The sequence below is a fragment of the uncultured Methanospirillum sp. genome (assembly GCF_963668415.2).
Classification (GTDB): domain Archaea; phylum Halobacteriota; class Methanomicrobia; order Methanomicrobiales; family Methanospirillaceae; genus Methanospirillum.
Map to the genome: position 1 here is coordinate 667,879 of NZ_CAXXDL010000001.1, position 25,466 is coordinate 693,344.

Here is a 25,466-nt window from a genome sequence, read left to right on the forward strand (position 1 = left end):
AAGGAGTGACCGATTTAGGTCTCTTCTTCCTCGTTCATCTCGTAAACAGACTCTTTGTTCACCGTCTCTTCATCATCTGAATTTTGAATCTCTTCTTCAGGTTCATCATCACTTTTTCTCCTGAACAGGTAAATCAACAGACCGATGAAGCCTGCAATCAGGAGACCAACACCCATCCCGGTAAAGAGAGAGACCGTACGGTCATCTGACTGCACAGGCACAGGGGTTGCAGTCGGGAGCGGGGACTGTACCGTTTCGACAGGAGTCGGAGTGGTCGTAACCTGGACGGAAATAGTGGGAACTACGAATGTGGTTGAAAGGTTTGCAGACTCATTTGCCAGAGATACCGGTGGCTGTTCAGGCCTGATCGTTGGCACGATGGTCGGCTCCAGAAGTGGCTGCGTCACGGTCAAAAGACCTGATGCGGTCGCTTCTGACTCAACAGCCTGTACCATCACCCGGTACTCTCCGGGAGCAAGACGGCCCTGCGGAACAGTCAGGGAGAACTGCCGCTCTCCCTTTCCGTCCAGGATCTCGGCAGTTCCTGAGAATCCGTATGAGTCCTCACGGAGATCCTTCCTGGTCGGAGCAAACCGGTTATCACTCACCTCGATGAGGAGCCGCTTGCCTGCACCCAGGTTGGTGGTGCCCCTGATCACAACCGGGCCGTCTGCATCCTGCCTGAGCGAGGATGAGTCTAATGTGATCTTCGGGCTCATGACCCTGATATCCCATCTGGTATAGGTGTCATCGATGTATGCACTGTTCAGGGCACTGATGAGTGCGTTGGCTGCATCAGATCCCATGAGAGCACCCGGACCGCCAACCCTGAAGATAGGAGATCCTGAATACGGGTACCTGCCGAGGACCAGTTGTCTCTGGCCGTCAGGCCAGATATCAAACTCACCGTTTGTCATCGGGTGCTGGATGATCACCACGTACTGACCGGCAACCATGTCACCGGTCTGCGATGCAGGGATCTCATACTCAAAGTACCCGTCACGTTCAACAGAGGCCTGGTCGTATCTGAAATAATTTCGCCCAAAGATCCAGACCGCAACAGATCCCCGGCCGATACCCGAACTCATGCCGGTGAGGGTGATAGAGTCTCCTTTCGCAACCTCGGTCTCCTGGGGTTTGAGTGTCACATAGGGTCTGCGGAGAGTGAGGGAGATCGTCTGGTATGGAACCGAACCAAGGTTATTCCTGCTTACAGGGGAAGGAACTGCGTAAATGGTATATGTTCCTGCATCAAGCCCGAGTTCACCGGTGTACAGGCGGTAGTCCCAGGTCTCACAATCGCCGGACGCGGTCGTAAACGAGGACGGATCTCCGGTTGTAACAGCCTGACGTGGCCGGTCCAGCCGTCCTCCTGCAGATGGCAGGTTCGGGCCGGTGATGAAGAGATATGTATCGCATGACTCTGAGTTGTGGCCCGAGAGTCTCACCTCCTCACCGATGGCATACGAGTCTTTGCCTGTTGCAACACTGACCGAACCTTTCTGCACGGTTATCGGGATCTCGTCGGTATGAACTGTTGATCCACCGGATGGACTTTCAACCTTGAGCGTGTACCTGGCATCATCTGTCTGGTCAGTGGTCCTCAGTTCAAGAGTCCGTTTCCCGTTCCTGTCAGGCACGATCATGCCGTAATACTTCACACCGTTGTATGGTTCATGAGGAACCAGGTCCCTGATACTTCTTTCGCCAGATGATCTCGGGCGATATGACCCGATAGAGTACGGCCCATCAGGAGAGTCCTGGCTGACCCCCTCCTGGGCAAAGAGGATCATCGGTGGCTGATCTCCCGGACTGCCACTTCTCGATCCTGCATCAACCCAGAAGTACACCGGCACACCCGGAGTTCCCGAGATCGTAACAGAGAAGGAGTGTCCTCTGATGACCTGGTCATCACGAGTACCTATGGTGGTACGGTCAGAGCCAAGTGTGACCGACGCTCCCCTGATGTTGTAACCCAGGGAGGCAGACTTGAGATTCTCATCAGCACGGTTGAATGCAAGTTTAGGCTGGACCGTGTACGTGCCAGCTGAGTAAAGATAGTTACTCCCACCTGATGCACCGGTATCCCATCCACCGGTCTGGACTGAAGGGTATGTCTGAAGAGAACCCTGGGGGTTTATTCTTGTTAACGAGGCACTGCCACCATTTCTCGTCTCGACAGCCGTCAGAGTGCCGCCCCCGGGGGTGGCGATGAGGAGGTCAAGGAGCCCGTCGCTGGTAGGGTTGTACCCGGGACGCTGCAACACCGAACCAAGATTTGTGTCAAGCTGGAGCAGGAGATCAGAACCCCTGGGAACTGTCCCGGAGGAGATATCCTCCATGGTCAACCGTTGCAGGATGCGGACATTCACCCGCGGCTCTCTCACCGTAAACGCGATGATTCCCGGCCCGGCCCTTCTGCTATCCCACTGGTACCACGAGCCGACCCGGTCAGAGTAGAGACTGGGACTCACGGTGAATGAGGATGTTTCAATATGCCTGATATCAAGTGGCATGTCACGGCCCGGTGACGAGCCAGGTGGATAAAACGCGATCGCGTCATAGGGTGACGGAACCGCTGTCCTCACATCAAGTCCTTCCTCACCGAGAAAAACGTCCCCACCTGCAGGAATTATTACAGAGGTGGCTGCTGCAAGTCCCGGGATGATCAGAAGTAGTATGGTTACGATGAGAAACCTGATAGTCATGTGTCATCCTTTCAGGTGGAAAGGAGATGAGGTTTCCCATTACAAAATGTGAAGGATACTATAGTGGAAAAATTTTATTTTTAAATGGCTTGAATTAAACGAAGGCCATTCTACCGTGTGGAACTGAATTGCATCTCAACGTTTGGACGACCTCTAACAGTTGTGCTATTACTATCATATAAGGTAGAGATCCCGCGGAATGGGAACGGTTGATCCTGAAAGCACGGTGAATGCATCATACTTCGTAACCGAAGAGCCGTTCTGGATCTTTATACTCATGTTGTATACACCGGTGGATGCACCCTTGAGTGGCAGAGTAACATACATGGTTGAACTGGTGTTCGTCTTCCCTTCGGTCCAGTTTCCTTTCAGGGTTTTATCCCCTTTCCACATGGTTACCGTGCCTGATCCAAGGTTTTTGCCAGATATTGTGATCGGGAGCGGGCCGGTGCTATGCCCGAATGCCGGATGAATCGTCATGATTGCAGGGGTGGTGATTGGGGTTGTGTTGTTCGGGTGCAGACTGAAGACCTGGATGCGGTTGTTAAAAGTGTCACAGACATACACCGACCCGCTTGCATTGACTATCAATCCCTCTGGATTGTTGAATCTCCCGATTTCTGTGCCATACCCACCCCATGAGACGGTCTGTGTCCCATTTGAGGTGAACACTCTGACCGCATTCAGATCGGTATCAGTGACATAGACATCTCCGGCGGTATCAACCGCAACTCCCTGCGGGTTTACCATACTTGTCTCTGACCCGTTCCATGAACCCTGGAATGAACCAGAAGTATTGAACTTCTGGATCCGGGAATTGTACCGGTCGGCAACGTATACACTGCCGTTGGGATGAACAGCAACTCCCACAGGAGAGTTGAACTCACGGTTGTATGATCCTTGTGAGCCCCAGGTGGTGATGAACTGCCCGATTGAATCGAACTTCTGGATTCGGTTATTCCCGGTATCTGCGACATACACAGTGCCTACAGCGTCTGCGGCTATCCCCGAAGGCTTCAAAAACTGGCTGGTATTGGAACCCTCGCATCCCCACGAGAGGAGGTAATCGCCCTGAGGACTAAACTTCTGAATCCGGTTGTTGCCAGTATCTGCAACATACACACCACCACAGAGATCGGCTGCAATGCCTGAAAGGTTTTTGAACTGGCCTGTATTCGAACCATTACTGCCCCATGAGAGGAGATATCCCCCGGTTGAGTTGAACTTCTGAACACGGTTGTTACCGGTATCTGCCACGTAGATGTCGCCGTTCTGATCAACAGCAATGGAGGCAGGATCTTCAAACTGGCTGATATTGGAACCCTCGCTTCCCCAGGAGATCACACACTGGTAACTCTCACCTGATGCAGACACCGCCATGATCATGCCCCATCCTGCCACAAGACACAAGAGAATAAGAATCAGAGAATTAGAGTTCATCCATCACCCGCTCTAGCAGAATATGGATCACCAGTAATATAGATAACAATTGGCAACCGGGTGGTTGGGTCTTTCCTGACACCAGGCAGATCACCGGCTTCGTACCCGAATCTTGTAGACCTCAAACCAGACAATGCTCACAAAGCCGGCAAGAACACTGAGAGAGAGATCAACCGGAGAGACTGCCACGAACCTGAAGAGGTTCATGAGCTCCGGGATGCTTATGACAAGTCCCAGGCTGATGAGGGTCCCGGCGAACACCCAGGCCATTGCACGGTTCGGTGTCTGGAGGATCGTCTTGAGGGTCTCATGCCATGACCGGTTCGTCAGGATCAGACAGAGGTTGGCAACAACGATGGTCGTGAATGTCAGTGTCCGCACAGCAGGTTCATCAAGACCCCGTGATAGTGCCATCTGATAGACAAGGTACACCACCGCAAGTACAACCAGCCCCTGCAGAAGGCTGATGAGAAGTGTCTTCCTGGTGAACAGACGCTCTTCAGCCTGTCGTGGCGGGCGGTTCATCACGTCCTTCTCTTCAGGTTCAGACTCAAACACGATGGAACAAGCAGGATCTATGACCAGCTCAAGAAAAACGATATGCACCGGCATGAGAATCAGGGGAGTGTTGAAGAGGACAGGAATCATCGAGATACCTGCGATGGGAATGTGGACCGAGAAGATATACACCATTGCTTTCTTTAGGTTGTCGTAGATCCGGCGGCCCTGTCTGACTGCAGAGACGATGGAGGCAAAGTTGTCATCAAGCAGAACAAGAGACGCTGCTTCACGTGCGACATCAGTACCACGTCTCCCCATCGCAATCCCGATATCAGCCGATTTAAGGGCAGGTGCATCATTCACACCATCACCCGTCATTGCAACAACCTCACCGTTGGCCTTGAGTGCATTGACAATCTGCAATTTCTGTTCAGGGACTGCCCTGGCAAAGATCGTTGTCGTTTGAATACGGGATCTGAGTTCATTCTCACTCATCTCCCGCAGTTCAGCCCCGGTAATGCATGTATCAGAACGTTGAAGACCGATCTGTCTGCCGATATGCATGGCAGTCAGGGGATAATCACCGGTGATCATGATGATCCTCATTCCTGCAGAGTAGCACTCCTGTACCGCTTCTGCTATCCCCTCACGTGCCGGGTCAGCAAATCCGATAAGCCCGAGAAATGAGAACTCAAACTCGTGCTGTCCTGATGGAAGTTCTTCCTGTTTAAATGATGCCCGTGCAACACCCAGGACCCGGAGACCATCAGCTGCAAGTGCATCGATGTGAGCTACAAGTCTCCCACTCTCTGCCTCACAAAGATGGCAGAGATCTACCACGGCCTCAGGTGCTCCTTTTGACGCAATTATGTAGTCGCTTCCGTCAGAGGAACGCCATACGTTTGACATCGCAAGCAGCGCCGGAGAGAGGGGATATTCAACGACATGCTCATAGGTGTGGATATGTTCAGTCTTTCCGAAATCCCCTTCTGCCAGTTCAAGCAGGGCTTTTTCCATCGGATCAAAGGGATCTTTCTTACAGGCAAGGATAGCATACTCTGCAAGTTCATGACAGGGATCAGCCACCGCATTGATCTGTGATGGATCATACGGGATGATTCGACCTTCCGAACAGAAGGAACGGACAATCATCCTGTTTTTGGTAAGGGTTCCGGTCTTGTCTACACAGAGCACGGTTGCAGAACCTAGGGTCTCAATTGCGGGAACCTGGCGGGTCAACACGTTGTATGCAGACAACCTCCAGGCACCAAGGGCGAGAAAGACAGTCAGAACGACGGGAAATTCCTCTGGCAGGATCGCCATGGCAAGGGTAATTCCGGCAAGCAGCCCCTCGATCCAGCTGCCGTGAACAAACCCGTAGACCAGGACGATGATGCTGCAGAGCAGTACCCCGACCGTGGCGATCACCCTGACCATCCACGCGATCTCTCCTTTCAGCCGGGTCTCACTCCGTTCCACCGATTGCAGAACAGTACCGATCTTTCCCATCCCGGTATGACAACCGGTAGCCCTGACCTCCACAAGTCCCTGACCCTGAACAACCATGGTTCCGGAGTACACAAAGGGCTGGTCATCACCACCGGGTTCAGATACAGAAGGTTCGTTGACAAAGTCACCGGAAACAGGAACTTTTCGGACCGGGACAGATTCGCCGGTCAGGAGCGACTCATCAATAGTGATATGACTTGTGGCAAGAAGAACCCCGTCAGCAGGAACACGGTCTCCTTCGGCAAGGATCAGGAGGTCTCCGACCACAACCTCCCTTCCTGCGATCCGTTTCTGCTCACCGCTCCGGATCACAAGGGCACGGGGGCTGGAGAGATTTTTCAGCGATTCCAGTGCCCTTTCGGTCTTCTGCTCCTGGTACACCGTGATACCGATGATGACAAACACAAATCCCAGCAGCATGAACCCTTCGGTGATATCACCGAGGAGGAAATAGAGCAGTCCGCTGGCGACAAGGAGCAGGAACATCGGTTCTCTGACAACCTCTGCAATAATGTCGAGGATACTGCTCTTTGTTGATCCTGCGATCTCGTTGAACCCGTCGGTCTTCAGTCTGATGGCTGCCTCTTCGTCTGTAAGTCCGGTGATCGATTCGAGGTCAAGAAACTGAACTGACATGATCGTGGTTGGAGTCTGCAGGTTCAGGAGAGCGATGATATCGTGATACCGGTGACTTGTTGCTCATTGCACTTATACTCCCCGATCTGGAGAGAGGAAGGGTTGTTTTTGACGGTGATTACCAGAATCAGACCATTCAGAACCATTGGGTATATGGATCTCCCGGTCATCATGGGTACCCCTCATTCGTGCAGCATAATTATCAATAGTGCGGAATCAATCCGACCTGATAAATATCCTTGGATCGCAATTTTAAACAAAATACACCGGTCATTCAGGGTTAGGGCGGGAGGTCGGGATACTGACACCCATGTACCCCCGCTCACCAGAATAGTTCGAAGTCTCTATACACCTATTCTCCCGCCCTAAGAATAATAATTTAGATCTTATCGACTTAAATTAAATTTAAAACGAATAAATCAGGATTTCATAGGGCGGGAGATCCCGCCCTAACGTAAATGCTTCCTCCGTTTTCCCGCACTCCCGACCTAAGCAGAACGTCGGTATACTGGTTACCTATACAGACATATTCCCCGGTCAGAAAAGAGGGGTGGTATTTTTAAATTAATCACCAGAATCAGATTTCAACAGAACCATTGGGAATGTGGATCTCCCGGTCATCATGGGTACCTCTCATTCGTGCGGCAAAATCATCAATAGTGCGGAATCAATCCGACCTGAGAAATATCCTTGGATCGCAATATTAAACAAAATACACCGTTCATTCAGGGTTAGGGCGGGAGGTCGGGATACTGACACCTATGTACACCCACTCACCAGAATAGTTCGAAGTCTCTATACACCTATTCTCCCGACCTAAGAATAATAATTTAGATCTTATCGACTTAAATTAAATTTAAAACGAATAAATCAGGATTTCATAGGGCGGGAGATCCCGCCCTAACGTGAATGCTTCCTCCGTTTTCCCGCACTACCGACCTGAGCAGAACACCGGTATACCGGTTACCTATAGAGGCACATTACGCGATATACCGGTGATACTTGTCGATTTTGACCAGGTATTCAGCCCTCCGGATATACAGGACCTGAAAAAACTGTTGGAGAAGACCTCCCGATGTTTCCACCAATCTCCGGTAACCCGGTTTATACAGGGAATATATCCGGGGTGTACCTTGAATACAATAAGATAGAGAATAACTCTATCCACAGGAGGTGGAGGTACGTATCATGTCACTCTTTACCTGGAATGAGAAATACTCGGTTCATGTTGAAACGATGGATACTCAGCACAAAAAACTCTTTGAACTTATCGCAAAGCTCCATGAGGCCATGTCTGCAGGGAAAGGGAACACAGAGGTAGGAGAAATTCTCCGGGGCCTCAACGAGTACACCACCACCCACTTTGCAGACGAAGAGAAGTACATGGAGTCATTCGGATATACCGGGCTTGCAGAACAGAAGAAACAGCATCAGGTGTTCATCGATAAGATCAACGGGTATGAGAAGGATCTGAGCGAGAAGAGACTCGGACTTTCAATTGATGTTCTTAATTTTCTGAAAGACTGGCTGGTTCAGCACATCCAGACAACAGATGCAAAATATACAGAAAATTTTCATACACACGGCATGAAGTAAACCGGATCGTCAGCTCTTGTCAGAACAACCAGAGGTGCAGTCCTCTGAAGACTCCTCAACCTGCAGGAGCACCACATCCCCGGTTTTTACGGTTGAGATGAGTAGACTTACAGAGGCAGGTCTTCCATCTACATCCTGTGCGATGGTTGCAGGTCGTTTATCTACCGGTCTTCCGGTCTGGTACGTCTCTTTCACCGAGTTTCTGATGACACAGCCGGAGCAGTGTGTCGTATTCCCGCATCCTCCCGGGCACCGGGCATACTCGCATTCAAACACTTCACCACTGAGGTGACCGATAACTGAAGAGAGGTCTTTTCTGGTAACTTTCCGGATCTCCTGGTTTGCAGAGAGGATATGCAGATCCTGATCAACAAGCACAACAGGTTGATCGAGCATAGTAAGATACTCGGTGATATCGACGCCCATACTGGCCTTGATATGATTATAACAGGATGTACACACACCATGGGATATCCTGTCATCATCACCGCTATCAGGGGAGAGTTCTTCATTACAGAATGCACAGACTCGTCTCAATGCAGATCTCCTTGCAGGTACGCGTAGGTTCTCACATACATATCTCCCCCGGACGGTATGAGCGTTGGGAAACAGGCACAGATATCCGGGTGAAGATCTCTGCGGAAGATACCGGAATAGGGATATCTGAAGAGGATCTTAATACCATATTCAGGCCATTTCATCAGATCGATTCAGGTACCACGAAGACATGACAGAACCGGTCTCGGTCTATCCATCAACAAAAAATCGTTGAACTTCATGGGGGAGACATTACGGTACAGAGCACCATCGGGAAGGGGAGGGTGTTTTTTGATACTCCTGTCTGCACAAAAGGAGTTGAATTAATGGGCTTTAGAATTCTTGTGATTGAAGATAACGAGCAGAATATGTACCTGATGCACTTTCTCCTCGAGTCAATGGGACATACTGTCATTGAAGCCATGGAAGGAGAGGAAGGGATTCGTCAGGCGAAAGAGAGTAATCCTGATATCATCCTTCTTGATATCCAACTTCCCGGCATGGACGGATATGAGATCGCACAGCGGATTAGGAGCTCACCAGATATTGCAAAGATCCCCATCATCGCAGTTACCTCCTACGCCATGGCAGGGGACCGTGAAAAGGCGATGGCTTCAGGAGTAAACGATTACATTGAGAAACCCATCAATCCGGCTACCTTTCACGATCAAATAAGGAAATACTTTCCCGGACAGGTGACATGATGAGAGTGCTCGTGGTGGATGACCAGTACATCAACCGGTACCTGCTGGAAAAGTTACTTGAAGGGAACGGACTTGAGGTCATCTCTGCTGTGGACGGTGCTGATGCATATGAAAAGGTAAAGAGCGGAGATATCGATCTCATCATATCAGACATACTCTATCCCAGGATGGACGGATTTCAGTTCTGCAGAGAGATAAAGAGCAACGAGACATACAAACACATTCCCTTTGTCTTCTACACCGCAGCCTATACCGAAGAGAAAGACAAGGAGTTTGCATATCATCTGGGGGCAGATCGTTACATCCTCAAACCTACAGACCCTTCCGAATTTATCAATATAATAAACGGGCTGATTGCAGAGTACCCCCATCTGTCAGGAGGAACATACAGCCCGGTCATGAAAGAGGAGCAGTATCTTTCAGAGCACAACAGCCGCCTGTTTCATCAGCTCGAGAAGAAACTCATCGAACTCGAAGACCTGAATAATGCACTCCGTAGATCAGAAGAACGGTATAGAAGCCTGTTTGAGAATGTGAACGATGCAATCATCCTCCACGAGATGCTCCCTTCTGGTGAGTCAGGCAGGATCAGGGAAGTAAACGCAGTAGCATGCAAACGACTCGGCTACTCCCGTGAGGAGATGCTAGAAAAAGAGATATCACAGATTGAAACTCCCATCTCGACAGTGCAATACAGAAACCTTCATCCTGATACCAAAGCAGCTGGGATCATCTCGTTTGAAGGAGAACAGGTGGCAAAAGACGGCACCGTGATACCGGTTGAGATCAATGCACACCTTTATTACGAGAATGGAACACTGTTCTGCCTCTCTGTCTGCAGGGATATTACGATGCGGAAACGGGCAATGGGAGAACTCTCGCGGGCCCTCTCACAGATAAACCAGAATATTTACCAGATGGCAACAATCGGGGACAAGATACGAAATCCGCTTGCAGTCATTGTATCAACCTGTGAAGAGTGTTGCGGTGAGAGAACAGAGGCAGTGCATACCGTGGTTCAGGATATCGACAAGTTCATCAATGAACTAGATCAGGGATGGGTCGAATCAGAGAAAGTCAGGGTTTTCCTTCAGAAACAATACGGAATCGGAAGTAATGAAATGAATCATCCTTCTGCATTCTGATACCACACAACGAACATAAGGGATGAGTACCTATTCCTTAACTGGTGGGGTACTGTGGATGCTCGCTCTCATACGTCTCCTGGTGAGACTCTCACTCTTCTGGTCGTCGATGACGAGGACCATGTCTGCAGATTTATCACAGATTATCTGACGTCAATCTACCAGTACTCAGTTGACACTGCTGCATCCGGAGCAGCAGCCCTTGATCTCATTGCCAGCACAAGATATGATGCAGTCATATCAGATTATGAGATGGCCGGGATGTCTGGCATTGAACTTCTCCAGACACTTCGCGGAAACGGAGACAAAACTCCGTTCATCATATTTACCGGAAAAGGACGCGAAGAGGTTGTCATCGAGGCATTCGAGAGCGGAGCAGACGGATACGTACAGAAAGGGGACGACATTCAGGCGCAGTTTGCCGAACTGGTTCAGAAGATCAGGGATATCGTTGCAAAGCGTAATGCTGAAGAGGCCCTTTCACAGAGCGAGAACTTTCTCAATAGTATTATCGAGAATATTCCTGACGTGGTATTTGTTAAAAGTGTGCCTGATTTCAGGTACATCAGGTTTAACAGGGCTGGAGAGGACTTTCTGGGGCTGCAGAGAGAAGATATTCTCGGAAAAACAAATTATGACCTTTTAAGTCGTGAAGAGGCGGATCATTTTGCAAAAAGTGATCAGGAAGCGATAGAGTCACGTTCGGTTATAAACATCCATGAAGAGCCGATCTGGACAAAAGACAAGGGAAAACGCATTCTTCACACCAAGAAAGTGCCTCTGTATGATACATCAGGTACCCCTCAATTTTTACTTGGCATAACTGAAGATATCACCGACCGGATACGGATCACAGAGGATCGGGACAGGCTCAAAATTCATCTGGAATACATGCTCGGGGTCACAGGTACAGGTATCGACATCGTTGATCCTGATTACAACCTCGTGTACGTGGACCCGGCCTGGCAGAAGACATACGGCGATTACCACGGGAAGAAGTGCTACGACTACTTCATGGGCACAGACAGACCATGCCGGTTATGTGGTGTTCGTGACGCTCTTGCTTCAAAAAAACCGGTCATAAATGATGAGGTTCTTGCACGTGAAGGAGACCGGATCGTAGAGGTACACACGATCCCGTACCAGGAGAAGGATGGCTCCTGGCTGATTGCAGAGTTTAACCTTGATGTTACCGAGCGAAAGCGGTATGAAGAGCAGATAACCAGGTATGCCAGCGATCTCGAACTGCTCTCACACCGGTCCATTGAGATGCTGGATCTTGACAGTGATGACCAGATTTACACATTAATCGGCTCTATCATTAAGGATCTGGTTCCTGACGGGACGATTGTTGTCACAAGCCAGGTCAACACCGGAGGAGGATCGGTCACCCCTCGTTCAGTCATCGGGCTTGAATCATCACATCATGATATCATTGAAGGGTACATAGACGGACTCCTTGAGTCATCCTATCCACTCACCGATGAACTCATCGAACAGATGATAACCGGAAAACTCTATCTGGTCCCTGGTGGATTCAGAGGCCTCACACTGGATGTTCTGTCTGAAGATCTCTACAAGAAGATAGAGAGTTCTGAATGTGTAGGAACCATCTATGAGGTCGGCCTTGCCTGGAAACGGGATATTCGGGGATCTGTCTCAATTATCCTTCCTCCGGACACAGAACTTAAAAACACCTCATTGATTGAGATCTTTATTCAGCTGGCAGCACTCGAACTGCAACGAAGAGAGACTGCAGCAGCCCTTCAGGAGGAGCGTGGACTCTTTATCGGCGGTCCGGTAGTGGTCTTCAGGTGGATGGTGTCAGAAGGATGGCCTGTTCAGTTTGTAACCCCGAACTGTAGCAGCCAGTTTGGGTATCTTCCCGATGAGTTTACAGACGGATCAATCCGTTTTGCTGATGTCGTGCATCCGGATGACTGGGACCGCATCAGAAGTGACGTTCGCCAGTTCACTGAGAATGGGATCAACTCTTTTGAGCAGGAGTTCAGGTTAAGGCGGCGTGATGGAGAGTATAGGTGGGTCTATGACTTCACGATCATCGAACGCGATGCAACAGGCTCCATCACATCATTCCATGGATATATTCAGGACGTGCATGAACGAAGACTGGTTGAACATCGGCTCAGAGAGACCGAAGAGAATGCCAGGGCCCTTATCAACGCACCAAAAGAGTCGATCATGATGATTGATCCTGACGGGACTGTTCTCTATGCCAATGAAACCGTGGCCTCCCGGATGCATACAACAGTGGAAGAGATGGTTGGAAGATCAGCATATACATTTCTTTCTCATGATATTGCAGGCAAACGAAGGCAGTATGCCATAGAAACTGTCAAATCAGGCAAGCCGGTGCAGTTCATCGACCACCGATCAGGCCGTGCAATTGAGAATAATATCTATCCTGTAAAAGACGAGAACGGGCTGGTTACCAGGGTTGCATTGTATGGACGCGATATTACGGAAAAACTCGATGCAGAGAGAAAGATAACGGAGAGCGAGATCAAATACCGTGAACTGGTCCAGAACGCCAACAGCATCATCATCAGGTTTGACAGCAAAGGGAACGTCGTCTTCTTTAATGAGTTTGGCCAGGATTTTTTTGGATATTCAGAAAAAGATCTCATAGAAAAAGGGTTGCTTGGAACCATTCTCATGGAGACAGGCAAGGAAGGACGTGATCATCGCGAGATGATGAGAGAGATCTTCAACCAGCCTGAAAAGTATATTCACAACGAGAATGAGAACGTCTGCAGGGATGGGAGAAAGGTCTGGATAGCATGGAGAAACCGTCCGATATACGAACAGGGAGAATTATCCGGGCTTCTTTCAGTCGGAACCGACATCACAGATCGCAGGAATATGGAAGAAGCACTCTCACAGGCGAACAAGAAACTTAACCTCCTGTCAAGTATCACCCGTCATGATGTTCTCAACCTGATCACAGCCCTCCGAGGTTTTCAGGATATCAGCGAAGATCTCACCCCTGATGGAGAACTTCGTGATTTCCTGAAGAAAGAGATCGCGATCACATCATCTATCCAGACCCAGATCGAATTTACCAAGGATTACCAGGATCTGGGAGTTGCCGCCCCAATATGGCATGATCTGAATACCAGAATCAGTCATGCTGCACGGAAACTACCGGTGAGACATATCCGGATAACGATGAACCTTCCTGAAATAGAGGTTCTTGCAGACCCACTCTTTGAAAAAGTCTTCTACACCCTTATCGAGAACGGAATCCGCCATGGTGAACGGGTCACCAGCATATCATGGTCAGGGTACGAGAGTAAAGAGGGATTCTCTATCGTGTATGAGGATAACGGGATTGGAATTGAACCTCAGGAGAAGGAACGGATCTTTATCAGGGGTGTTGGGAAGCATACGGGCCTTGGCCTCTTCTTGATCAGGGAGATTCTGACCATCACCGGGCTCTCTATCAGAGAGACCGGAGTTGCAGGAAAAGGAGCACGTTTCGAGATCATGGTCCCGAAAGGTGCATACCGGAAAAGAGATGAGAGATCCACAGGATCTCAATAACAGGAAAGGTTCACCATTACCGCATCACTGCCCCGGTGTCAGCCTGGCCAACAGCGGCGGCATACCTGGCAAGAATCCCATCAAGACTTTTGGACACCGGTTTCCATAATTTTCTGCGGTCTTCCAATTCTGCAGGAGAAACCAGAAGATCTATCTTACGTTCATGCAGATCCACCTGGATCTGATCGCCATCTTTGACAAGACCTATCGGCCCGCCAGCTGCTGCTTCGGGTGCCACGTGCCCGATGCACGGCCCACGGGTGCCGCCTGAGAACCTGCCGTCAGTCACAAGGACCACCCGGGTGTACCCGAGTCCCATCAGGGCAGATGTCGGTGAGAGCATTTCAGGCATTCCAGGCCCTCCCTTTGGCCCTTCTCCCCTGATGACAATAACTTCTCCTTCACCAATCGACCTTGCAAGAATCGCCTTCATTGCGGCCTGTTCACCGTCAAAGACACGTGCAGGCCCGGTGTGCTTCCACATTTCATCCCTGACGGCTCCGCACTTAACCACCGCACCATCAGGTGCAAGTGAACCTTTCAGAATACGAAGCCCGCCGGCTGCATGTACCGGTTTTGAAACCGGTTGAATCACCGACTCATCAAGGTAGGTTACGCTGTTTGCAATCTCGAATACACTCTTTCCTGACACCGTCGTGCAGGGTTCGAGATGGGCACGAAGTTGTCTGAAGACTGCAGGGATGCCTCCTGCTTTGAAGAGATCATACATCGAGTGAGGACCTCCCGGCTGCATGGCAGCAATGTGGGGGACCTCCTTACCGATCCGGTCGAACTCCTCAAGGGTGAACGGAACTCCTGCCTCCTGGGCGATGGCCATGAGATGAAGCACGGTATTGGTTGAGCCTCCGAGTGCCATATCCACCCTGATGGCATTACGCAGGCTTATTGGTGTGATGATTGAGCGGGGGAGGATCTGCTGGTTCACAAGCTGAACAGAGCGGAAACCGCTTGAGTAGGCAAGTCTGAGTTTTTCAGAAAAGACCGCAGGAACAGCAGCACAACCCGGAAGTGACATTCCCATCGCTTCGGTCATGCAGGCCATGGTGTTTGCAGTATACAGACCCTGGCAGCTCCCGCATCCAGGCATTGCAGCAGCCTCTATCTCCTTAAGTTCATCCTCCTTCATGGTCCCGGCTGCGACCTTTCCAACCCCTTCAAAGATATCGGTCAGCGAGATCTCACAGCCATGGTGATGGCCGGGCAGCATGTTTCCGCCGGTGAGGACTATTGCCGGGATGTTGCACCGTGCTGCGGCCATCAGCATTCCGGGAACGATCTTGTCGCAGGTACAGATGCAGACGATAGCGTCGAACCGGTGCGATTTGATCATCAGTTCGACTGAGTCTGCAATATTTTCACGTGACGGAAGCGAGTACCGCATTCCCTCGTGACCCATCGCAATACCGTCACAGATCCCGATGGTGTTGAACTCAAACGGGGTTCCTCCCCCGGCTGCAACACCCTCCCTGACACGCTCTGCCAGCTGGCGAAGGTGTGTGTGACCGGGAACAATGGTATTCCACGAGTTTGCGATCCCGATGAACGGCCGGTTCATCTCCTCTTCAGTGATCCCAAGGGATCTGATCAGTGACCGGTTGGGTGCACGGGCGTACCCTTCCTTGACGTCATCGCTGCGCATTGATACCACTCAGGTGATTAGGGTGCAGAGGTTATGAAGATACGCAGCATGGTGCAGACACCTTAACATACTGCACCAGATCATCCGATGTTGCCGTGAAGATGAATATGAGCAGCACCTAATACTCAGTATGGGTTTTGAGTGCCGGATATGTGGTACCTGCTGCATGTATCTTGGCGATTACATCGTCATCGAGAAGCAGACCAACAAATACAGGTTTGACTGCTGCTGTATCAGCACGGGCACCTCATTTTCAGCAGAAGTCGATCCTGACAAACGGGATCGGTTTGACGATACCACGTTTCCTGATCAGAATCCTACTGCATGCAGGTTTCTGCGCCCGCTCGGTGAAGGGATCATCGGATGTACCATCCATACAGACAGTCCTGCCCAGTGCAAATACTACCGGTGCAGAATCATGGATATCTTCTCATTAGAAGGAAACGAGAGAGGATATATCACCGGAACACTCGCCCTGCACAGCAGTGATTCATCCCTGCGGGACGCATACGATACGATTATGAAGGGGATATCAGGACCTGGAGAAGAAGCAGAGGAGCAGATCAGGGCCGGACTCATCAAAGCAGGGTACGAGGTCAGGTAATATCTTCATGACCGAACAGTTCTGTGGGAACCGGTGTATCCTGATCGTTGATGATGCCGAACTTGCCCGTGATATTGAGGCCCTGTTTCTGCACCAGGCCGGGTGCATGGTGGTCGAGGCCGTGGATGGGATTGAGGCACTGCAGAAGTTTCAGGATCTCAGACCAACTCTTGTTGTCCTCGATCTCATAATGCCACATCTCAACGGTATCCAGACACTCAGAAAACTAAAAAAGATCGATCCGGCAGTCAGGGTGCTGGTCTGCACGGCAGCAGACGATTACCGGATGATCGACCTGGCACTCAGGGAAGGAGCGCTCGGATACATCATAAAACCGTTCAAAGGAGACGAATTTCTGAAAATGGTTCATGATATCATCGGTGATATCTGACACAGAGGCGATGAGATTTCAGGGACCAGTTACCTCTTCAGCAGGCCAGAAAGATCTGCAGAACAGATTATCCGGACACCAATATTCTCCATATCCCTGACATTACTCTGATGTATCTCATCACTCTGTGCAGCAGTTGCGTCGGTGACAAGCCAGGCATGGTAGTTGTATGCCATGGCATCGAATACCGTTGTTCTGATACAGTTCGGAGTCTGAATGCCTGCAACAACGACGGTGTCTACCCCGAGTGTTCGCAGGGTAAGATCAAGCCCGGTCCCGATGAAAGCACTCATCCTGATCTTGGGGAGGATGTACTCATCTCCTGCCGGGGTGAGTTCGTCGATGACTGCTGCACCATGTGTTCCCTCAACAGCAAACGGAGTTTTCCTGAAGAGATCCTGCCTCATGATCTCAACATCTGAACCATCAGGGCGATGAACACGCACGACGTGAAAAACCGGAAGGCCTGCAGATCTGAACATCTCCAGAATATTCCTGATCGTGGGAATGATTGATTGGGCCCCTTTTACCTGAAGCGGTCTTCCATCAAGGACGAAGTCGTTCTGCATGTCAATGAGCAACAGGGCCGGCCTGGTCATACCTATTATTCCTGACCTGAACCGGTATCATACCTGTCCCTGGCACAGCAATAAGTAAGGAGACACAGATATCCTGTTGAGACTTCTTCATAATCACCGGAGCCCGGTTCATTCATGGATATCATACTCTACCTGCTCACCCTGATCACAACCGGATCTATTGCCGGATTCGCATCAGGCATGATAGGCGTTGGCGGATGTTTCATCATGGTACCGGTGCAGTACTGGCTGCTCGCAGGGGATGGGCTTGACAGTACCCTTGCGATCAGGGTTGCGTTCGCAACCGGGCTTGCTGTCACTCTTCCGACAGTGATGACCTCGGCACTCGGACACCATCGCAGAGGAGCAGTTGACTGGAAGACTGCAATACCGATGGGTGTTGCAGCAATCTGCGGTGCGGTCACAGGGGGGACCATCGCAGCCTGGTTGCCGGGCCAGGTTCTCAAGACCTTTTTTGCTGTGCTCGTTACCTTGATGGCAGTCAGGATGTTCTGGAATGTGCAGGAATGTTTGGTCTGTCCTCCCAGGCAGTCAGTACCTGTACTGCTCGCTATCGGGTTCTGTATCGGGAACATCACAAGCCTTGCCGGTGTGGGAGGTGGGGTTGTCCTTGTCCCTGTTCTGGTGCTGCTCCTCCATTACCCGGTCCATTCTGCAGTAGGTACCTCTTCAGCCTGCCTGATATTCTCCTCTGCAGGAGCGGTTGCCACGTATCTCTGGCATGGACTCGGCGTTGCAGGCCTTCCCCCATACTCTGTCGGATATGTTGATCTCGTCCAGTGGGCTGTTCTCGTCGGAACGACGATACCCCTCTCTATACTGGGAGTCAGGTATGCACACCGGTGTCCCGCACGGATCCTCAGATACTTTTTTGCAGGAATTATGTTCGTTGTAGGAATCCTGATGCTTATTCCATAAGAAACCCCAACGGTGCCCCGTTGGGGGCCCCAGGCAGGACTGATAAAAAGGACTTTTTCATTCAAAAAAAGAGGGTAATGATTGGTTTATCTGATACTCTTGTAGAGGGTCAGAATATCAGTAAAGTCGATCCTGCCGTTTCCTGAAAAGTCAAATGCAGATACCGGCTCATGAGATGCAATCCATTCGATCTGTCTGAAGTATAGTTCAACATCGGTCTGGTTGCAGACGCCATCGCCATTCAGATCCTCGTATTTCCCATCATTGTTGAGATCACGGGGCTGATTTGACTGGCCCTGCAGAGGCCCAACCGACGAATCAGGGTTCTGTGTAACTGTCGGGATTACAGTTGGGATTACCGTCGGCACCTGAGTGGGTATCTCGGTCGGTACCGGAGTCTGTGTTGCTGTTGGGATCACCGTCGGCACCTGAGTGGGTACCTCGGTCGGAACCGGGGTCTGCGTTGCTGTCGGGATCACCGTTGGTGCCTGGGTGGGCGTTGAACCGGTTGCAGCATTGAGAGTCTTTTCCACATCGATCCTGCCACCGGATACAACCTTGCCAGAGAATGCAGAGACCTGATCAGCATTGTTCATGATCAACTGCTTGATCTGGTCTGATGAGAGGCTCGGGTTGACCGATAGGAGAAGTGCAGCAAGACCGGAGACCTGTGGGGTTGCCATTGAGGTTCCTTTCATCTTGATATAGTCATACCCAAGAGCAGTCGGATATGTCGAGAGGATCCAGTCTCCTGGCGCTGCTACATCCACCGAACTCGGACCATAGTTCGAGTAGGACGGAATTCCATCCTTTGCATCACTGGCTGCTATCGAGATGATCTGAGGGGAATCAAAACAGGACGGATACTGGGCGATTACATCTGTATTCACACCAGAGTTACCTGCAGCACAGATGATCGGAAGACTGGTCTGGGTGATGGCATCACCAAGGGCCTCACTGCGGGTTGTTCCTCCCCATGAGCAGCTGATGACACTCGCTCCCATGCTCCGTGCATAGGCGAAGGCCTTTAATATGCTCGCCATGTCTCCATTGCCATCTTTTCCAAGGACCTTCAGGGGCATGACCTTTACCTTCTGATTCACGCCTGAGATCCCTATGCCATTGTTCCCGACTGCCCCGATCACTCCGGCGCAATGGGTTCCATGCCCGTTGTCATCCATAGGATCGTTGGTATTGGCGGCAAAATTCCAGCCGTGGACATCATCGATGTATCCATTTCCATCATCATCAATCCCGTTTCCTGGAGTTTCCTTTGTGTTGGTCCAGATATTCTGGGCAAGATCCGGATGGTTATAATCTGCACCGGTATCAATGACTGCTACCACGATAGAGTCTGAACCGGTTGTTTTCGCCCATGCCGGGATGACATTGATGTCAGCTCCGCTTGAACCACCGTCCTGACCGGTGTTGTAGAGCGCCCACTGCTCACTGAACCTCGGGTCATTCGGCCCGCCTGACACGGACTCAGCACTCATCTTTTCCGGGCCTGGTGGTGTTGAGTTCTCATTCGGCATCAGGGATACAATGTAGTTCGGCTCTGCATACTCCACAAAGGACGAGTTGTGCAGTTCAGTGACCGCCTCCTGAACCGTTACATCCTCTCCTACATGGATCATCTGCATATCTTTCAGGCCTTCAGCCGAGAAGTCATCAGAGAGTTCTGCCCCCATTGCCATGAGGCCGGGTGACATGACACTCTGTGCCGAGAATCCGCCGGTTGGTTTCTTGTACCTGACAATCACTTCTCCCGGAACATATGCAGCGCCCGAAGAGGTGTAAGCCACCTGCGTGCCCGCAGGTGACACATTGTCCGCTGCCTGCGGCGTAGAATAGTTATCTGCTACAGAACCTGATCCGGCAGCATCTACAGCAGGAAGCAGGAATATTCCTAGAAAAATGATGAAGATGAGAGATCTCCATATTACATGCTGATTTAACATAGCATACCTTCCCCACCAGGGCTCAATAGAGGCACGACCCTGTTAGTATGAGTATTGGATCCATGAGAATTAAGTACTACCTGATCGCGAGTGACTAAACCACCCGGGAAAGGAGGCAGAGCCCCCTAACCCATATGGTACTATCTCCGTTCAGCCTCATTCCTGGCAGCGACGGTTGCATAGAACAGCGAGATATTCCGGGCTCCCTGGATCATGACCTGATTAAGGGTCACCCCTTTCTCGATAAGGTATACCTGAAAGGCTTTGTCGGTCAGATCCTGATCTCCTGAATAGTACCTGATCTTCCATCTCATATCAGGACCCAGCCCGGGCATTGTGCTGTTGGGTTCCATTACTGGTCCATACCATTTCCCATCCGGATGCTCTACATAAAGGAGGATCCGGTAGTGCAGGGGAAATGAGATCTCCTGAACAGTTCCCCATACATAATAATCATCATTTCCGGAGATATTGATAGAAGGGACAGATAATACAGAGCCGGTTACTCCAAAAATCACGAAGAGGAGGATACAACTGAGTATCACGCTCCTGAAGAGGAGATGCAGTCGTGCACTCATGGTATCAGGATCTCTCCGTTCTCCTATAACTGTCCATCCATACGGGAGTAAATTCGGACAAAAATGATGACAGGTGTGAAAAACTGATGATAATTCTGACTCATTCCAATATAAAGAAGGATACATCACGGTGAGCCTGATGCCGTCATCTCGATCTCTACCAAAGCCCCTTTGGGCAGTGCAACGACCTGGACAGTTGAACGAGCAGGGGCAACGTTTCCCATGCTCCTTGAGTAGATCTCGTTTACTACTGCGAAGTCAGAGAGATTTGTGAGGTAAATCCGGGTACTGACAACATCTGACAGATCATGGCCTGATGCATGAAGGATCTCCTGAAGATTCTTCATAACCTGACCAGTCTGTTCATCGATTGAAGAAGAGAGGTTTCCGGTCTTTGGATCGATACCAATCTGTCCTGATGTGAAGACGAGGCCGTCGGTACGCACAGCCTGACTGTACGGGCCGATAGGCTCAGGCGCAGAACTTGTGTGTATGACCTCTCTGGAAGGGGAAGAGATGACAGAAGATATCAGGCACATGAGAACCATACCAAGCAGAATACAGAATACTGCCAGCAGAACCTGCGTCTTTGCTTCTGACATAGGCATACCATATACTTGCCAGAATGGTATTTGAGTGTATAGCAGTGTATAGTTCTCACTCATGAACTGATATGCAGAAAAAAGGGGATTTCATACATTTTTTTGGGTTCTTCCGGCAAGAAATATCATCACTGCCCCAAGACAGAGAATGATAGTTATCACCGGCCATCCGCTGTCGAGTGTTTTGAAGAGAGTGATGAGATACCCGGTAATTACCGGCCCGACAAAACCACCAAGGTTTCCAATTGAATTTATCACGGCAACACCGACCGGCTGCTCATCCGGGTTGAGTACAGAGAGTACATACGACCAGAACGGCCCGATGATCGAGATGATTCCTGATAAGGCGATCGTGATGCCAAGGAGCGAGATGAGCGGATCGGCAGTGATCTGATCAAGAGTCAGGCCTGCACCGGCAATAAAAAACAAAATTACAATGTGATACAGTCGTTCACCCTTTAGATCAGAATGGCATGATACCAGAAACATACAGATGAGAGTGATGATATACGGGATCGTTAAAAGGAGCCCGATTACACTCATATCGAGATCGTGTAGAAATGAACTTGAAAGTGTTGGGAGGAAGAAGATGATCGCATACATCCCGACCGTCACAGAGAAATAGGTCCCTGAAAAGAGCAGGATCTTCCGATCGGTGAGTATGTCAACCAGCCGTAGAGAGCGGGTATTCGCCTCTCCGGACGTAAGTTCCTGAATCAACCACTGCTTCTGGGAAGGGTCTAGCCATTCGGCGTCAGCAGGGCCGTTTTTAAGAATCCGAAGCGAGAGGATACCCAGCAGGACGGCAGGAACTCCTTCAACGATGAAGAGCCATCGCCATGCTGCAACAGAGCCCAGGTTCAGCGTATCAAGGATATACATCGAAAGAGGGGCACCGATGATGTTTGAGACCACGATTCCTGTGGCAAAGAGTGCAATCGATCGTGCAAGATACCGTGGCGGAAACCACGTGCCGAGGTACCAGATCATTCCGGGAAAGAACCCTGCCTCTGCTGCACCGAGCAGGAATCTGAGAACGATCAACTGATCCGGGTTCTGAACAAAACCCATCAGCACAGCAACCAGGCCCCAGGAGATCATGATCCTCCCGATCCAGAGCCTGGCACCGACCTTCTGCATGATGATATTGCTCGGAACTTCGAAGATCAGGTAGCCGATGAAAAAGATTCCTGAAATAAAACCGAATAACTCGGCACTGATCCCGAGATCGGGATTCATGACTATGGCTGCATAGCCCAGATTAACCCGGTCAAGAAACGCGACGATGTAGAGGATCAAGGCAAACGGAATAATATGGAGACGAACCAGTCCGAGTATCCTCTTCTCTGATTCCCGGCTAACCTGCATGGATCATCGTCGCCTTTTCCATGGGAAATAGATATGCCATGGAAAGGAGTGAAAACCCGGTATTTCACTGAACCTGATGAGTATAGGAGATTTTTAAAAAAAGTCCATGTTTATTGACCGTAAAAACCGGACTGACCTGACAGATCATAGTAGAGAGCATGCGAGGTATAATGCACCATAATCGTTGTTCTGGAGAAGAACATATAATTCACGCTGTCTCCTAATGGATATACACAGGGGGATCTATGGCAGAACGTGATGAGATTGTATCAATACTCAAACGTGAAGTCATGGGAGTAAGGGGGCGGTTTGGAGTCAAGAGGATAGGTCTCTTCGGATCGATTGTCCGAAACGAAGGAGATAATACCAGTGATATTGATCTCATCGTGGAATTTGACCCATCGCTGGTCTCATACAAGAAATATCTTGACCTGGAGACGTATCTGCAGTCACTTTTTCCCCGGCCCATCGAGATCGTCACCACAGACGGGGTATCCCCTTACATTCTGCCGTATATATCTCGTGAGGTTGTCTGGGTATGAAAGATGACCTGCCGTTTCTTTACCATATTCTCGACGAGATTGCATACATCAAGAGAAAAACGGTTTCACTCTCATGCGATGAGATTCGTCTTGACGAAGACTTGAGCAGATCCATCCCACGATCCCTTGAGATCATTGGTGAAGCGGTCAAAAACTTATCTCCCGGGTTTCGAGAAATGCATCCCGATATCCCATGGAGTGACATCGCAGGCCTGCGGGATAAATTGATACACGGCTATTTTGGGATCAAATGGATCATTGTCTGCTCGGTTATTTCCCACGATATTATTGATCTTGAGACTCGAATTCGCCAGATCCTTTCATCAGAAAGACCATCTGATACATAAAACAGAGTTTTTGTATCCACCGGGTCATACCTCTGATAGAGGTCATCTAATCCGAGTAAACACGACCGGCGGATGTTCCCCGGATGTCAGACCCTCAACCTGCACTGTTTCAGCCCTGCCATCCAGACCCGATACACCGGAAAGCATTCCGTCCGGGCCAACTCCCTGAATCTGCGGCATGAATCTGAAAAGAGATGCCGTTGAGTTGATAGGAGTCATATTCAGGCGGAGTGGGCGTGGACCGAGTTCAGCGATGAAAGTACCAGAATTATTCGTAATATTCATCGTGCCATAGTAGTTGTTCTGATATGATCCGGTAAGGTAGTTGCACTCTTCCCGGATGCCTGCTACAGATTCAGGATACGGCGAAACCGGAGGGGAGGGCCTGATATCATCACCGAGTGCACTGATGTTGGTGTACTCATGATAATCTGACGGATTTGAGATCATGAACATGAACGTGTCTCCGATAAAATCGGCAACACCATTCTCTCCGGCATTTGTCAGAACCACAATGCCTATCCCGTCTTCAGGAATGAATCCGTTGTATGAACTCATCCCTGATGTCTCCCCGTTGTGCCAGATAACGGGATGTGGCAGCATGGGATCGCACTTCACGACCCACCCTTTTGCGTAGGTAAAATTGAATCCGGGACCTGAAGCAATGAGATTTGCCGGTCTGAAGATCTCATGGACAGTCTCATTTTTCAAAATCCTCGCTCCTGAAATGGTACCATCATTCAGCCAGAACCGGAGCCATTTTGCCATATCAATAACATTTGAACTGATACCCCCTGCTCCCACCTCGCTATATTCTCCACAGAGAAACTCCTTCTCCATCGGGACCGGGACATACCCGCTGTCAGTTTTGACATGATGAACTGCGTAACCACCCCGGGTCTTCGCAGCAGAGGATAGGAAATCAAACCCAGTAGAGGTGTTCTGCATCCCGAGAGGGGTAAATATTAGATCGTGAAGGGTTCGGTTCAGGGGACTGCCGGTTGTCCTGTTGATCACTTCAGATACAACAACGTAATGGAGGTTGTTGTACCCGTACCCGGACCTGAACGGTCTCTCCATCTCAAGGTACCGCATCTGATGAACAATCTCTTCTGGCTTCAACCCCATCCAGAACAGAAGATCCCCGTCATAGGACCAGAGCCCCGAGTTATGTTCCAGCAGATCACCGACTGTTATCTCCCGGGTTGCATTTGTATCATTCAGGGCAAAACCGGGAAGGATCGAGATGATGGTATCATTCCAGGAGAGGCGGCCCTTGTCTACAAGAACTCCGATAACTGCCGATGTGAACGCCTTTGACATGGAGTTTATCAAAAAAACCGTGCCCGGAGTTACCGGGTCCGGCTGTTCAAGAGATCTGACACCAAATCCCTTTGCATACAGGATATGCTCTCTGTCGGTGATGGCAACTGCCATTCCTGGGATCTCAGACTCATTGAAGACCTCACCTGCAAACAGATCAAAATCCCCAATGATCCGATCCTGCGCTGATATATTCATTTCAGCACACGAAGATATCGGAAAGGCAACGCTGC

The 25,466-nt window shown here is 50.2% G+C and carries 22 protein-coding genes; 9 read left to right on the forward strand and 13 right to left on the reverse strand.

Translation table 11 applies throughout. From position 1 onward, the window contains the following. Window positions 1-14: 14 nt before the first annotated feature. The 4 genes from ACHZA2_RS03040 to ACHZA2_RS03055 form a co-directional block, all read right to left on the reverse strand. Window positions 15-2,708 (reverse strand): DUF3821 domain-containing protein, encoded by a 2,694-nt coding sequence (locus ACHZA2_RS03040; protein WP_319578491.1) that lies wholly within the window; start codon window positions 2,706-2,708, stop codon window positions 15-17. 174 nt (window positions 2,709-2,882) lie between these two features. Beyond that, a complete protein-coding gene (locus ACHZA2_RS03045) occupies window positions 2,883-4,148 on the reverse strand; it encodes a 6-bladed beta-propeller (protein WP_319578492.1) in 1,266 nt (421 codons plus the stop codon). Between the two features lie 90 nt (window positions 4,149-4,238). After that, window positions 4,239-6,794 (reverse strand): cation-translocating P-type ATPase, encoded by a 2,556-nt coding sequence (locus ACHZA2_RS03050; RefSeq protein ID WP_319578493.1) that lies wholly within the window; start codon window positions 6,792-6,794, stop codon window positions 4,239-4,241. A gap of 23 nt (window positions 6,795-6,817) precedes the next feature. Further along, entirely contained in the window at window positions 6,818-6,967 is a 150-nt protein-coding gene (locus ACHZA2_RS03055; protein WP_319578494.1) for a hypothetical protein, read from the reverse strand. Between the two features lie 1,000 nt (window positions 6,968-7,967). On the opposite strand from ACHZA2_RS03055, the gene ACHZA2_RS03060 reads away from it, so the two are divergent. Beyond that, window positions 7,968-8,390, forward strand: a complete 423-nt coding sequence (locus ACHZA2_RS03060) for a bacteriohemerythrin (protein WP_319578495.1) — start codon at window positions 7,968-7,970, stop codon at window positions 8,388-8,390. A 9-nt stretch (window positions 8,391-8,399) separates the two neighbouring features. Here the strand turns inward: ACHZA2_RS03060 and ACHZA2_RS03065 are convergent, their stop codons facing one another. Continuing rightward, the gene (locus tag ACHZA2_RS03065) at window positions 8,400-8,927 is read right to left on the reverse strand and encodes a hypothetical protein (RefSeq protein ID WP_319578496.1); all 528 of its coding nucleotides are present in this window, start codon (window positions 8,925-8,927) and stop codon (window positions 8,400-8,402) included. Continuing rightward, a complete protein-coding gene (locus tag ACHZA2_RS03070) occupies window positions 8,924-9,091 on the reverse strand; it encodes a hypothetical protein (RefSeq protein WP_319540255.1) in 168 nt (55 codons plus the stop codon). The genes ACHZA2_RS03065 and ACHZA2_RS03070 overlap by 4 nt, the downstream gene beginning before the upstream one ends. A 162-nt stretch (window positions 9,092-9,253) precedes the next feature. Here ACHZA2_RS03070 and ACHZA2_RS03075 point away from each other — a divergent pair, with 162 nt between their 5' ends. The 3 genes from ACHZA2_RS03075 to ACHZA2_RS03085 are packed head-to-tail and all read left to right on the forward strand — an operon-like array spanning window position 9,254 to window position 14,340. Then, window positions 9,254-9,631 (forward strand): response regulator, encoded by a 378-nt coding sequence (locus ACHZA2_RS03075; RefSeq protein ID WP_319578497.1) that lies wholly within the window; start codon window positions 9,254-9,256, stop codon window positions 9,629-9,631. Beyond that, entirely contained in the window at window positions 9,628-10,776 is a 1,149-nt protein-coding gene (locus tag ACHZA2_RS03080) for a response regulator (protein WP_319578498.1), read from the forward strand. The genes ACHZA2_RS03075 and ACHZA2_RS03080 overlap by 4 nt, the downstream gene beginning before the upstream one ends. A gap of 54 nt (window positions 10,777-10,830) precedes the next feature. Next, window positions 10,831-14,340 carry a PAS domain S-box protein gene (locus ACHZA2_RS03085; RefSeq protein WP_319578499.1) on the forward strand — a complete coding sequence of 1,170 codons (3,510 nt, stop codon included), beginning with the start codon at window positions 10,831-10,833 and terminating at the stop codon, window positions 14,338-14,340. A 16-nt stretch (window positions 14,341-14,356) separates the two neighbouring features. Here ACHZA2_RS03085 and ilvD read toward each other — a convergent pair whose 3' ends face one another. Further along, on the reverse strand, window positions 14,357-16,000 hold the full coding sequence (gene ilvD, locus ACHZA2_RS03090; RefSeq protein ID WP_319578500.1) for a dihydroxy-acid dehydratase: 1,644 nt from the start codon (window positions 15,998-16,000) through the stop codon (window positions 14,357-14,359). Window positions 16,001-16,130: 130 nt separating this feature from the next. On the opposite strand from ilvD, the gene ACHZA2_RS03095 reads away from it, so the two are divergent. Together ACHZA2_RS03095 and ACHZA2_RS03100 are read left to right on the forward strand one after the other, a co-directional pair. Next, on the forward strand, window positions 16,131-16,604 hold the full coding sequence (locus ACHZA2_RS03095; RefSeq protein ID WP_319578501.1) for a hypothetical protein: 474 nt from the start codon (window positions 16,131-16,133) through the stop codon (window positions 16,602-16,604). A gap of 7 nt (window positions 16,605-16,611) precedes the next feature. Then, a complete protein-coding gene (locus ACHZA2_RS03100) occupies window positions 16,612-16,995 on the forward strand; it encodes a response regulator (RefSeq protein WP_319540248.1) in 384 nt (127 codons plus the stop codon). Window positions 16,996-17,024: 29 nt separating this feature from the next. Here the strand turns inward: ACHZA2_RS03100 and ACHZA2_RS03105 are convergent, their stop codons facing one another. Then, window positions 17,025-17,594 carry an isochorismatase family cysteine hydrolase gene (locus ACHZA2_RS03105; RefSeq protein ID WP_319578502.1) on the reverse strand — a complete coding sequence of 190 codons (570 nt, stop codon included), beginning with the start codon at window positions 17,592-17,594 and terminating at the stop codon, window positions 17,025-17,027. Between the two features lie 114 nt (window positions 17,595-17,708). Between ACHZA2_RS03105 and ACHZA2_RS03110 the strand changes: the two genes are divergently transcribed. After that, a complete protein-coding gene (locus tag ACHZA2_RS03110) occupies window positions 17,709-18,512 on the forward strand; it encodes a sulfite exporter TauE/SafE family protein (protein ID WP_319578503.1) in 804 nt (267 codons plus the stop codon). Window positions 18,513-18,598: 86 nt separating this feature from the next. Here ACHZA2_RS03110 and ACHZA2_RS03115 read toward each other — a convergent pair whose 3' ends face one another. The 4 genes from ACHZA2_RS03115 to ACHZA2_RS03130 all read right to left on the reverse strand — a co-directional run bounded on the left by ACHZA2_RS03115 (window position 18,599) and on the right by ACHZA2_RS03130 (window position 23,021). Further along, window positions 18,599-20,473, reverse strand: a complete 1,875-nt coding sequence (locus ACHZA2_RS03115; protein WP_319578504.1) for a S8 family serine peptidase — start codon at window positions 20,471-20,473, stop codon at window positions 18,599-18,601. Window positions 20,474-20,613: 140 nt separating this feature from the next. Then, window positions 20,614-21,051, reverse strand: a complete 438-nt coding sequence (locus ACHZA2_RS03120; RefSeq protein ID WP_319540244.1) for a hypothetical protein — start codon at window positions 21,049-21,051, stop codon at window positions 20,614-20,616. A gap of 125 nt (window positions 21,052-21,176) precedes the next feature. After that, window positions 21,177-21,653, reverse strand: a complete 477-nt coding sequence (locus tag ACHZA2_RS03125) for a RidA family protein (RefSeq protein ID WP_319578505.1) — start codon at window positions 21,651-21,653, stop codon at window positions 21,177-21,179. 90 nt (window positions 21,654-21,743) lie between these two features. Next, window positions 21,744-23,021: an MFS transporter gene (locus tag ACHZA2_RS03130; protein ID WP_319578506.1), complete on the reverse strand. Its 1,278-nt coding sequence runs from the start codon at window positions 23,019-23,021 to the stop codon at window positions 21,744-21,746. A 245-nt stretch (window positions 23,022-23,266) separates the two neighbouring features. Here ACHZA2_RS03130 and ACHZA2_RS03135 point away from each other — a divergent pair, with 245 nt between their 5' ends. Then, window positions 23,267-23,563, forward strand: a complete 297-nt coding sequence (locus ACHZA2_RS03135) for a nucleotidyltransferase family protein (RefSeq protein ID WP_319578507.1) — start codon at window positions 23,267-23,269, stop codon at window positions 23,561-23,563. Continuing rightward, on the forward strand, window positions 23,560-23,910 hold the full coding sequence (locus ACHZA2_RS03140) for a HepT-like ribonuclease domain-containing protein (RefSeq protein ID WP_319578508.1): 351 nt from the start codon (window positions 23,560-23,562) through the stop codon (window positions 23,908-23,910). The genes ACHZA2_RS03135 and ACHZA2_RS03140 overlap by 4 nt, the downstream gene beginning before the upstream one ends. 42 nt (window positions 23,911-23,952) lie before the next feature. Here ACHZA2_RS03140 and ACHZA2_RS03145 read toward each other — a convergent pair whose 3' ends face one another. Then, on the reverse strand, window positions 23,953-25,431 hold the full coding sequence (locus ACHZA2_RS03145; RefSeq protein ID WP_319578509.1) for a serine hydrolase domain-containing protein: 1,479 nt from the start codon (window positions 25,429-25,431) through the stop codon (window positions 23,953-23,955). Window positions 25,432-25,466 lie beyond the last annotated feature (35 nt).

Coding starts and splice junctions, on each gene's coding strand:
- ACHZA2_RS03135 (WP_319578507.1), top strand. CDS start 23,267: ATGGCAGAACGTGATGAGATTGTATCAATACTCAAACGTGAAGTCATG.
- ACHZA2_RS03050 (WP_319578493.1), bottom strand. CDS start 6,794: ATGTCAGTTCAGTTTCTTGACCTCGAATCGATCACCGGACTTACAGAC.
- ACHZA2_RS03070 (WP_319540255.1), bottom strand. CDS start 9,091: ATGAAATGGCCTGAATATGGTATTAAGATCCTCTTCAGATATCCCTAT.
- ACHZA2_RS03130 (WP_319578506.1), bottom strand. CDS start 23,021: ATGCAGGTTAGCCGGGAATCAGAGAAGAGGATACTCGGACTGGTTCGT.
- ACHZA2_RS03055 (WP_319578494.1), bottom strand. CDS start 6,967: ATGATGACCGGGAGATCCATATACCCAATGGTTCTGAATGGTCTGATT.
- ACHZA2_RS03145 (WP_319578509.1), bottom strand. CDS start 25,431: ATGAATATATCAGCGCAGGATCGGATCATTGGGGATTTTGATCTGTTT.
- ACHZA2_RS03080 (WP_319578498.1), top strand. CDS start 9,628: ATGATGAGAGTGCTCGTGGTGGATGACCAGTACATCAACCGGTACCTG.
- ACHZA2_RS03045 (WP_319578492.1), bottom strand. CDS start 4,148: ATGAACTCTAATTCTCTGATTCTTATTCTCTTGTGTCTTGTGGCAGGA.
- ACHZA2_RS03100 (WP_319540248.1), top strand. CDS start 16,612: ATGACCGAACAGTTCTGTGGGAACCGGTGTATCCTGATCGTTGATGAT.
- ACHZA2_RS03115 (WP_319578504.1), bottom strand. CDS start 20,473: ATGTTAAATCAGCATGTAATATGGAGATCTCTCATCTTCATCATTTTT.
- ACHZA2_RS03095 (WP_319578501.1), top strand. CDS start 16,131: ATGGGTTTTGAGTGCCGGATATGTGGTACCTGCTGCATGTATCTTGGC.
- ACHZA2_RS03125 (WP_319578505.1), bottom strand. CDS start 21,653: ATGTCAGAAGCAAAGACGCAGGTTCTGCTGGCAGTATTCTGTATTCTG.
- ACHZA2_RS03110 (WP_319578503.1), top strand. CDS start 17,709: ATGGATATCATACTCTACCTGCTCACCCTGATCACAACCGGATCTATT.
- ACHZA2_RS03075 (WP_319578497.1), top strand. CDS start 9,254: ATGGGCTTTAGAATTCTTGTGATTGAAGATAACGAGCAGAATATGTAC.
- ACHZA2_RS03140 (WP_319578508.1), top strand. CDS start 23,560: ATGAAAGATGACCTGCCGTTTCTTTACCATATTCTCGACGAGATTGCA.
- ACHZA2_RS03105 (WP_319578502.1), bottom strand. CDS start 17,594: ATGACCAGGCCGGCCCTGTTGCTCATTGACATGCAGAACGACTTCGTC.
- ACHZA2_RS03040 (WP_319578491.1), bottom strand. CDS start 2,708: ATGACTATCAGGTTTCTCATCGTAACCATACTACTTCTGATCATCCCG.
- ACHZA2_RS03120 (WP_319540244.1), bottom strand. CDS start 21,051: ATGAGTGCACGACTGCATCTCCTCTTCAGGAGCGTGATACTCAGTTGT.
- ilvD (WP_319578500.1), bottom strand. CDS start 16,000: ATGCGCAGCGATGACGTCAAGGAAGGGTACGCCCGTGCACCCAACCGG.